Genomic DNA, 8,756 nt, shown 5'->3' on the forward strand with positions numbered 1-8,756 from the left:
GAACTTCTTCAGCGGGGTCATGCCGGGGTCGACCACCACGTACGCCTCGAAGTACAGCACGCGCTCGATGTCGCGCAGCGTCATGTCGAGCACGAGGCCCAGGCGCGACGGCAGCGACTTCAGGAACCAGATGTGCGCGCACGGCGCGGCCAGGTCGATGTGGCCCATGCGGTCACGGCGAACCTTGGTCTGGGTGACTTCGACGCCGCACTTCTCGCAGATCACGCCACGGTGCTTCAGGCGCTTGTACTTGCCGCACAGGCACTCGTAGTCCTTGATCGGGCCGAAGATCTTGGCGCAGAAGAGACCGTCACGCTCCGGCTTGAAGGTGCGGTAGTTGATGGTCTCCGGCTTCTTGACTTCGCCGAAGGACCAGGACCGAATTTTCTCGGGGGAAGCCAGGCCAATCTTGATGGCATCGAAGTGCTCATCAGGGGTGAACTGGCGGAACAGATCAAGCAAACCCTTCATGTTCTGTTTCCTTTTCTTTAGTTGCGCTCGAGCTCGATGTCGATACCGAGCGAACGAATTTCCTTGACCAGCACGTTGAACGACTCCGGCATGCCGGCTTCGATCGCGTGCTCACCCTTGACGATGGACTCGTACACCTTGGTGCGGCCGTTCACGTCGTCGGACTTCACGGTCAGCATTTCCTGCAGCACGTAAGACGCGCCGTAGGCTTCCAGGGCCCACACTTCCATTTCGCCGAAGCGCTGGCCACCAAACTGGGCCTTGCCGCCCAGCGGTTGCTGCGTGACCAGCGAGTACGGGCCGGTGGAGCGGGCGTGCATCTTGTCGTCGACCAGGTGGTGCAGCTTCAGCACGTGCATGTAGCCCACCGTGACGGGGCGCTCGAAAGCGTCGCCGGTGCGGCCGTCGTACAGCTGAGCCTGAGTGCGCGTCTCGGTCAGGCCCTTGGCCTTGGCGATGTCGTCCGGGTAGGCGAGCTTGAGCATGCCGCGGATCTCTTCTTCCTTGGCACCGTCGAACACCGGCGTCGCGAACGGCACGCCCTTGCTCAGGTTGGCTGCCATCTCGAGGATGTCGGCGTCGGAGAGGTGATCCAGGCGCTCGGTCTTGCCGCCCGACTTGTTGTACAGCTCGTCGAGGAACTTGCGCAGCTCGGCCACCTTGGCCTGGGCTTGCAGCATGTCGCCGATGCGCTGGCCAATGCCCTTGCCGGCCCAGCCCAGGTGCACTTCGAGCACCTGACCCACGTTCATGCGCGAAGGCACGCCCAGCGGGTTGAGCACGATGTCGCACGGCGTGCCGTCGGCCATGTAAGGCATGTCTTCGACAGGGTTGATCTTCGAGACCACACCCTTGTTGCCGTGACGGCCGGCCATCTTGTCGCCAGGCTGCAGACGGCGCTTGACGGCCAGGTACACCTTGACCATCTTGAGCACGCCAGCCGGCAGCTCGTCGCCCTGCGTGAGCTTCTTGCGCTTCTCTTCGAACGCGAGGTCGAAGCTGTGGCGCGTCTGCTCCAGCGAGTTCTTGATCGACTCGAGCTGGTTGGCGATCTCGTCTTCCGCCGGGCGGATGTCGAACCAGTGGTACTTCTCGACGCTGGCGAGGTAGGCCTTGTCGATGCTCGTGCCCTTGGCGATCTTCTGCGGGCCGCCGTTGGCGACCTTGCCCACCAGCAGCTTCTCGATTCGATCGAAGGCGTCGGCTTCCACGATGCGCAGCTGGTCGTTCAGGTCGAGGCGGTAGCGCTTCAGCTCGTCGTCGATGATCTGCTGGGCGCGCTTGTCGCGCTGGATGCCTTCACGGGTGAAGACCTGCACGTCGATGACGGTGCCGCTCGTGCCTTGGTCGACACGCAGAGACGTGTCCTTCACGTCCGAAGCCTTCTCCCCGAAGATGGCGCGCAGCAGCTTCTCTTCCGGCGTCAGCGTGGTCTCGCCCTTGGGCGTGACCTTGCCGACCAGCGTGTCGCCCGGGTTCACTTCGGCGCCCACGTAGACGATGCCCGACTCGTCCAGGCGAGCCAGTTGCTGCTCGGACAGATTCGGGATGTCGCGGGTGATTTCTTCCGAGCCCAGCTTGGTGTCACGCGCCATGACCACCAGTTCCTCGATGTGAATCGAGGTGTAGCGGTCTTCGGCGATGACGCGTTCGCTGATCAGGATCGAGTCTTCGAAGTTGTAGCCATTCCAGGGCATGAACGCGACCAGCATGTTCTGGCCCAGGGCCAGTTCGCCGATGTCGGTGGAGGCGCCGTCGGCAATGATGTCTTCGGCAGCCACCACGTCACCGCGCTTGACGATCGGGCGCTGATGGATGTTGGTGTTCTGGTTGGAACGCTGGTACTTGATCAGGTTGTAGATGTCGACACCGACTTCACCGGCCACCGTTTCCTTGTCATTGACGCGGATCACGATGCGGTTGGTGTCGACGTAGTCGACCACGCCACCGCGGCGTGCCGCGACGACGGTGCCCGAGTCCTTGGCAGCCACACGTTCCACACCGGTGCCGACGAAGGCCTTCTCGGGGCGCAGCACGGGCACGGCCTGGCGCTGCATGTTGGCGCCCATCAGTGCGCGGTTCGCGTCGTCGTGCTCCAGGAAGGGCACGAGCGAGGCGGCCACGGAAACGATCTGCGTCGGCGCCACGTCCATGTACTGGATGCGCTCGGCCGAAGTCAGGATGGATTCGCCGTTGTCACGGGCGGACACCAGCTCGTCGATCAGCTTGCCTTCGGAATCGAGCGTGGCCGAGGCCTGCGCGATCACGTACTTGCCTTCTTCGATCGCCGACAGGTAGTCGATCTGGTTCGTCACCTTGCCTTCGGTCACGCGGCGGTACGGCGTCTCGAGGAAGCCGTACTCGTTCAGCTGCGCGTACAGGGCCAGCGAGTTGATCAGGCCGATGTTCGGGCCTTCCGGCGTTTCGATCGGGCAGACGCGGCCGTAGTGGGTGACGTGCACGTCGCGCACTTCGAAGCCGGCGCGCTCGCGGGTCAGACCGCCCGGGCCCAGGGCCGAGACACGGCGCTTGTGCGTGATCTCGGAGAGCGGGTTGGTCTGGTCCATGAACTGCGACAGCTGCGACGCACCGAAGAACTCCTTCAGCGCCGCGGAGATCGGCTTGGAGTTGATCAGGTCGTGCGGCATCAGGGCTTCGGTCTCGGCCTGGCCCAGGCGCTCCTTCACGGCCTTCTCGATGCGGGCGAGGCCGCTACGGTATTGGTTTTCGGCCAGCTCGCCCACGCAGCGCACGCGGCGGTTGCCCAGGTGATCGATGTCGTCGACCTGGCCGCGGCCGTTGCGCAACTCGACCAAGATCTTGACGACATCCAGGATGTCGTCGTTCGACAGCGTCATCGGGCCTTCGGCCGAATCACGCATCACGCGGGCGTTGAACTTCATGCGGCCCACGCGCGACAGATCGTAGGTGTCGGCGTTGTAGAACAGGCGGTTGAAGAGGGCTTCAACCGCGTCTTCCGTCGGCGGCTCGCCGGGGCGCATCATGCGGTAGATAGCGACACGCGCGGCCAGTTGGTCGGCGGTCTCGTCCGAGGCCAGCGTCTGCGAGATGTAGGCGCCTTCATCCAGCTCGTTGGTGTACAGGCACTGGATTTCCTTCAGGCCGGCGGCGCGCAGCTTCTTCAGCAGCGACTCGGTCAGCTCGTCGTTGGCCTTGGCGATGATCTCGCCGGTGTCGGCATCGACCAGGTTGCGTGCGACCACGCGGCCGATGAGGTAGTCCTCGGGCACGCTCACGAACTGGGTTTCGCTCTGCTCGATCTGGCGGGTGTGGCGCGCGGTGATGCGCTTGTCCTTCTCGACCACGACATTGCCGTTCTTGTCGGTGATGTCGAAGCGGGCGATCTCGCCGCGCAGGCGGTCGGCCACGAACTCCATCTGGGCACCGGAGTCCATCAGACGGAAGTTGTCGAACACGAAGAAGTTGGCCAGGATCGATTCCGGGTTCAGGCCGATGGCCTTCAACAGGATCGTCACCGGCATCTTGCGGCGGCGGTCGACGCGGAAGTACAGGATGTCCTTCGGGTCGAACTCGAAGTCGAGCCAGGAACCGCGGTACGGAATGATCCGTGCCGAGAACAGCAGCTTGCCGCTCGAATGCGTCTTGCCCTTGTCGTGCTCGAAGAACACGCCAGGCGAGCGGTGCAGCTGCGACACGATCACGCGCTCGGTGCCGTTCACGATGAACGAGCCGTAGTCGGTCATGAGCGGCACTTCGCCCATGTAGACCTCTTGTTCCTTGATTTCCTTGACCGTCTTGGCCTGCGGGCTCTCACGGTCATAGATGATCATCTGCAGCTTGGCGCGCACAGCCGCGGCGTAGGTCAGGCCACGCTGCTGGCATTCCCGCGTGTCGAACGCAGGCTTGGCCATGTTGAACTCGATGAACTTCATCTCGACAAACCCGTTGTGCGACACGATCGGGAACGCGGAGAGGAAGGCCGCCTGCAAGCCCTCTGGCTTGCGCTTCTGCGGCGGTACGTCCTTCTGCAGGAAGGCGACGTACGATTCCTTCTGCATGGTGAGCAGGTACGGAACGTTGAGGACACTCTCGCGTTTGCCGAAGCTCTTGCGGATACGCTTGCGCTCGGTGTAGCTGTAGGGGGTTTGTTGCTGCGCCATAGGTGATTTCTCACTCCATCTCAGGGATCGCTGCCTGGCCTAGGCCGTGACCCCGTCGGCGACTGTCTTTCGGGAATGGCTCCCGAAGCTTGGTGGTTGGCCACTACCAACCGCTGGCGGACAACCCCGGCGTTGCACCGGAGCCCGACCAAACCTGGTTCTTTGCAGTCGGATCAAAGAACACTTGGAAAGCCCTCGATTCTCGGTCAAGGGACTTCCAGGTGCTCTCCAGAGGTCTCAAAGACCCTGATGAGCCCTGAAGCGCAAAAGGCTGGGGGCCGAAACCGGCTCCCAGCCCCTTGCGGCAAGGCGAATTACTTGAGTTCGGCCTTGGCGCCGGCTTCCACCAGCTTCTTGACGGCTGCTTCGGCGTCGGCCTTGGCAATGCCTTCCTTGACGTTCTTCGGAGCGCCGTCGACCAGGTCCTTGGCTTCCTTCAGGCCCAGGCCCGTCAGTTCGCGCACGGCCTTGATGACCGACACCTTGTTGGCACCGGCTTCCACCAGCACCACGTTGAATTCGGTCTTCTCTTCAGCGGCGGCAGCACCACCGCCGCCAGCAGCACCACCAGCCGACGGAGCGGCCACGGCAGCGGCGGACACGCCGAACTTCTCTTCGATGGCCTTGACCAGGTCGTTGAGTTCGAGAACGGACATGGAGTCCAGGGAAGACAGGAATGCGTCTTTGTCGAATGCCATTTTGATTTCCTAGATAGAGATAAGGTTGAAAGGATGCTTCGGCGGATCAGGCAGCAGCCGGCGCTTCTTCAGCACCGCCACCCTTCTTCGCAGCCACGGCGCCCAGGGCGCGCGCGAAGCGAGCGATCGGCGACTGCAGCAGGCCAGCCACTTGGGTCAGCAGCACTTCCTTGCTCGGCACCGAAGCCAGGGCCTTCAGGCCGTCGGCGTTCAGAGCCTTGCCACCGAAGGCACCACCCTTGATGACCAGCTTGTCGTTGCCCTTGGCAAAGTCAGCGATGACTTTGGCCGCGGCGACAGCATCTTCAGAAAAGCCGTAGATCAGCGGGCCGACCATGCTCTCCGAAGCCGCCTCGAACGGGGTGCCAGCCACAGCGCGGCGAGCCAGGGTGTTCTTCAGAACATGAAGGTACACGCCCTTTTCGCGCGCTTGCTTGCGCAGCACGTCCAGGTGAGCCACGGTGAGGCCACGGTATTCAGCCAGCGCCAACGTCTGCGACTTGGCCGCCTGGGCCGCCACATCCGTCACCACGGTTGCTTTCTCGTTGCGATTGAGACTCAAGGTCTACTCCTCACATCACGTGCCCTTCGGCGTTGCCGCCTCCGGACACACCACAATGCAGCGACCTCTGTCCAGGAATCTCGGATTCCGTTCCAGCGGGACCGCCATCTGCGCGGGCTTCGGATCGGGCCAATCGGTGGATCAGCCGTCTCTTCGATTAAGCAGCCAGAAGCTGCACCTGCGGTCTTGGATGACCTGGCTCGGCTTTCACCTCACCAGCCCACCAAACTCATCGGATCGGCACCAGACTCGTGCCGACCCTCAGTTTCTTCAGGCCTGAGCCGATGCGTTGATCGTGGCCACGTCGACACGGGCACCCACGCCCATGGTCGAGGAGACCGCCACCTTGCGCAGGTAGATGCCCTTGCTCGTGGCCGGCTTGGCCTTGTTCAGGGCTTCGATCAGGGCGCGCAGGTTGCCGATCAGCTTGTCGGTGTCGAACGAACGGCGGCCGATCGTGCCGTGCACGATGCCGGCCTTGTCGACGCGGAACTGCACCTGGCCGGCCTTGGCGTTCTTCACCGCGGTGGCCACATCGGGCGTCACGGTGCCGACCTTCGGGTTCGGCATCAGGCCGCGCGGGCCCAGCACCTGACCCAGGGTACCGACGATGCGCATGGTGTCGGGCGAAGCGATCACCACGTCGAAGTCCATGTTGCCAGCCTTGATCGACTCGGCAAGGTCTTCCATGCCGACGATGTCGGCACCGGCGGCCTTGGCTTCTTCAGCCTTGGCACCTTGAGCGAACACGGCGACGCGCTTGGTCTTGCCGGTGCCGTTGGGCAGCACGACGGCGCCGCGAACCACCTGGTCGGACTTCTTGGCATCGATGCCGAGTTGCACCGCCACGTCGATGGATTCATCGAACTTGGCGGTGGCGCATTCCTTGACGATCGCGAGCGCGTTGTCGATCGCGTACAGCTTGGTGCTCTCCACCTTGCCGGCGAGTGCCTTCTGGCGTTTGGTCAGCTTGGCCATGTTTAGACTCCTTCCACCGTCACGCCCATCGAGCGGGCGGTACCGGCGATCGTGCGGACAGCGGCATCCAGATCGGCGCCGGTCAGATCCTTGATCTTGACCTTGGCGATGTCTTCAGCCTGGGCGCGGGTCAGCTTGCCCACCTTGTCGGTGTGTGGCTTGGGCGAGCCCTTGTCGAGCTTGAGCGTCTTCTTGATGAGCACCGATGCGGGCGGGCTCTTCAGAACGAAGGTGAACGACTTGTCCGCGAACGCGGTGATCACCACCGGCAGCACGAGGCCGGGTTCCATGCCTTGGGTCTGCGCGTTGAACGCCTTGCAGAACTCCATGATGTTCAGACCGCGCTGACCCAGCGCCGGACCGATCGGGGGGGACGGGTTGGCTTTACCCGCCGGGACTTGCAGCTTGATGAAGCCGACAATCTTTTTTGCCATGTTTCTCTCCAAACAGGCCCGCAAACAGCGGCGGACCTTGAGTACAAACGCCAAGGGCTGGTTACCTTGGCTCCTCTTGCCGGTGTCTCGTCACCAGCAGCAACGGGATGGCTTCAGCGCCGAAGCGCCAAGCCGCCATCCGGGCTCAGATCTTTTCGACCTGCGAGAAGTCGAGCTCGACCGGCGTGGCGCGGCCAAAGATGGTGACCGATACGCGAACCTTGGACTTGTCGTAGTTGACGTCTTCCACCGCACCATTGAAGTCGGTGAACGGGCCTTCCTTGACGCGCACCAGCTCGCCGACCGACCACTCGACCTTGGGGCGCGGCTTCTCCACGCCCTCTTGCATCTGGGTGACGATCTTCATCACCTCGGCCTCCGAGATCGGGGCCGGGCGGTTCTTGGCACCGCCGACAAAGCCGGTGACCTTGCTGGTGTGCTTCACCAGGTGCCAGGTGTCGTCGGCCATCTCCATCTCGACCAGCACGTAGCCGGGGAAGAAGCGGCGCTCGGTGACGGCCTTCTTGCCGTTCTTGAGTTCGACGACTTCTTCCATCGGCACCAGGATGCGGCCGAACTTGTCTTGCATGCCAGAACGGTCGATGCGCTCACGCAGGTTGCGCTCGACTGCCTTCTCCATGCCCGAGTAGGCGTGAACGACATACCAACGCTTGTTGGTCGCCGGCGCCAGCGAGGCGGCAGTCACTTCACCGCTTGTGGTTTGTTCGCTCATCAGGCTTACCTCAATGCTTCCAGCCCAGGATCAGGTCGTACAGCACCCACTCCAAGGTCTTGTCGGTCAACCACAGGAACAGCGCCATCACGACCACGAAGGCGAACACGTACAGCGTCATCTGGGTAGCCTCTTTGCGCGACGGCCACACCACCTTGCGCACCTCGCGCACCGAGTCGCGGCCAAAAGCGATCAGCTGCTTGCCCGACTCGGAGGTGAAGAACGCGCCGACGGCAGCCACCAGCAAGACCAGCAACGCGGCCACGCGCAGCCACATGTCCTGCTTGCCCAGCACATAGAAAGCCGCCACCGCAGCAATCACCAGAACGCCGGCCGCAGCAAGCTTGGCCTTGTCGGCGCCGGTGGAAACAGTTTCGATTTGCGGATTGGCCATGTTCGTTGTGTGTTGCTCGCCCGGGTCGCAGCAGTTTCAATACTTCAAAACAGCAGCTGCCCTTCAGCAGCAAAGCCCGCCGGCTTAGTTCAACCGTGCGGGCTTGGCAGGGGCAGTAGGAATCGAACCTACAACCTCTGGTTTTGGAGACCAGCGCTCTGCCAATTGAGCTATACCCCTGTGGCTTTCAGCGAAAACTAACTCTTACTCCAGGATCTTTGCCACGACGCCGGCGCCGACGGTGCGGCCGCCTTCACGGATGGCGAAGCGCAGGCCTTCTTCCATGGCGATCGGGTTGATCAGCTTGACGGTGATGCTGACGTTGTCGCCAGGCATGACCATTT

At 62.7% G+C, this 8,756-nt stretch carries 8 protein-coding genes, 1 tRNA gene and 1 pseudogene; all 10 read right to left on the minus strand.

The annotated features are described in order from the left end of the window. Nucleotides 1-471 (minus strand): annotated as a pseudogene (locus VFL64_RS22095) (DNA-directed RNA polymerase subunit beta'); the annotation flags it as partial. A 17-nt stretch (nt 472-488) separates the two neighbouring features. After that, nucleotides 489-4,613 (minus strand): DNA-directed RNA polymerase subunit beta, encoded by a 4,125-nt coding sequence (gene rpoB / locus VFL64_RS22100; RefSeq protein WP_489542546.1) that lies wholly within the window; start codon nt 4,611-4,613, stop codon nt 489-491. 314 nt (nt 4,614-4,927) lie between these two features. Next, nucleotides 4,928-5,311, minus strand: a complete 384-nt coding sequence (gene rplL / locus VFL64_RS22105) for a 50S ribosomal protein L7/L12 (RefSeq protein WP_489542547.1) — start codon at nt 5,309-5,311, stop codon at nt 4,928-4,930. A 46-nt stretch (nt 5,312-5,357) separates the two neighbouring features. Further along, nucleotides 5,358-5,873 (minus strand): 50S ribosomal protein L10, encoded by a 516-nt coding sequence (gene rplJ / locus VFL64_RS22110; RefSeq protein ID WP_489542548.1) that lies wholly within the window; start codon nt 5,871-5,873, stop codon nt 5,358-5,360. 270 nt (nt 5,874-6,143) lie between these two features. After that, nucleotides 6,144-6,851, minus strand: coding sequence for a 50S ribosomal protein L1 (gene rplA / locus VFL64_RS22115; RefSeq protein WP_489542549.1), 708 nt, complete (start codon nt 6,849-6,851; stop codon nt 6,144-6,146). Nucleotides 6,852-6,853: 2 nt separating this feature from the next. After that, entirely contained in the window at nt 6,854-7,285 is a 432-nt protein-coding gene (rplK, locus tag VFL64_RS22120; protein WP_489542552.1) for a 50S ribosomal protein L11, read from the minus strand. A 145-nt stretch (nt 7,286-7,430) separates the two neighbouring features. Further along, nucleotides 7,431-8,018, minus strand: coding sequence for a transcription termination/antitermination protein NusG (gene nusG, locus VFL64_RS22125; protein WP_489542550.1), 588 nt, complete (start codon nt 8,016-8,018; stop codon nt 7,431-7,433). 10 nt (nt 8,019-8,028) lie between these two features. Then, entirely contained in the window at nt 8,029-8,412 is a 384-nt protein-coding gene (secE, locus tag VFL64_RS22130) for a preprotein translocase subunit SecE (protein ID WP_489542551.1), read from the minus strand. Nucleotides 8,413-8,516: 104 nt separating this feature from the next. Next, nucleotides 8,517-8,592, minus strand: a tRNA-Trp gene (locus VFL64_RS22135). Nucleotides 8,593-8,616: 24 nt separating this feature from the next. After that, on the minus strand, nt 8,617-8,756 hold a 140-nt coding region (locus VFL64_RS22140), incomplete at its 5' end, for an EF-Tu C-terminal domain-related protein (protein ID WP_084515566.1).

Source organism: Rhizobacter sp. (assembly GCF_035702065.1).
Lineage (GTDB): Bacteria > Pseudomonadota > Gammaproteobacteria > Burkholderiales > Burkholderiaceae_C > Rhizobacter.

Excerpts from the sequence above, each read along its gene's own strand:
- rplL (WP_489542547.1), bottom strand. The coding sequence starts at position 5,311 with ATGGCATTCGACAAAGACGCATTCCTGTCTTCCCTGGACTCCATGTCC.
- rpoB (WP_489542546.1), bottom strand. The coding sequence starts at position 4,613 with ATGGCGCAGCAACAAACCCCCTACAGCTACACCGAGCGCAAGCGTATC.
- secE (WP_489542551.1), bottom strand. The coding sequence starts at position 8,412 with ATGGCCAATCCGCAAATCGAAACTGTTTCCACCGGCGCCGACAAGGCC.
- rplK (WP_489542552.1), bottom strand. The coding sequence starts at position 7,285 with ATGGCAAAAAAGATTGTCGGCTTCATCAAGCTGCAAGTCCCGGCGGGT.
- rplA (WP_489542549.1), bottom strand. The coding sequence starts at position 6,851 with ATGGCCAAGCTGACCAAACGCCAGAAGGCACTCGCCGGCAAGGTGGAG.
- nusG (WP_489542550.1), bottom strand. The coding sequence starts at position 8,018 with ATGAGCGAACAAACCACAAGCGGTGAAGTGACTGCCGCCTCGCTGGCG.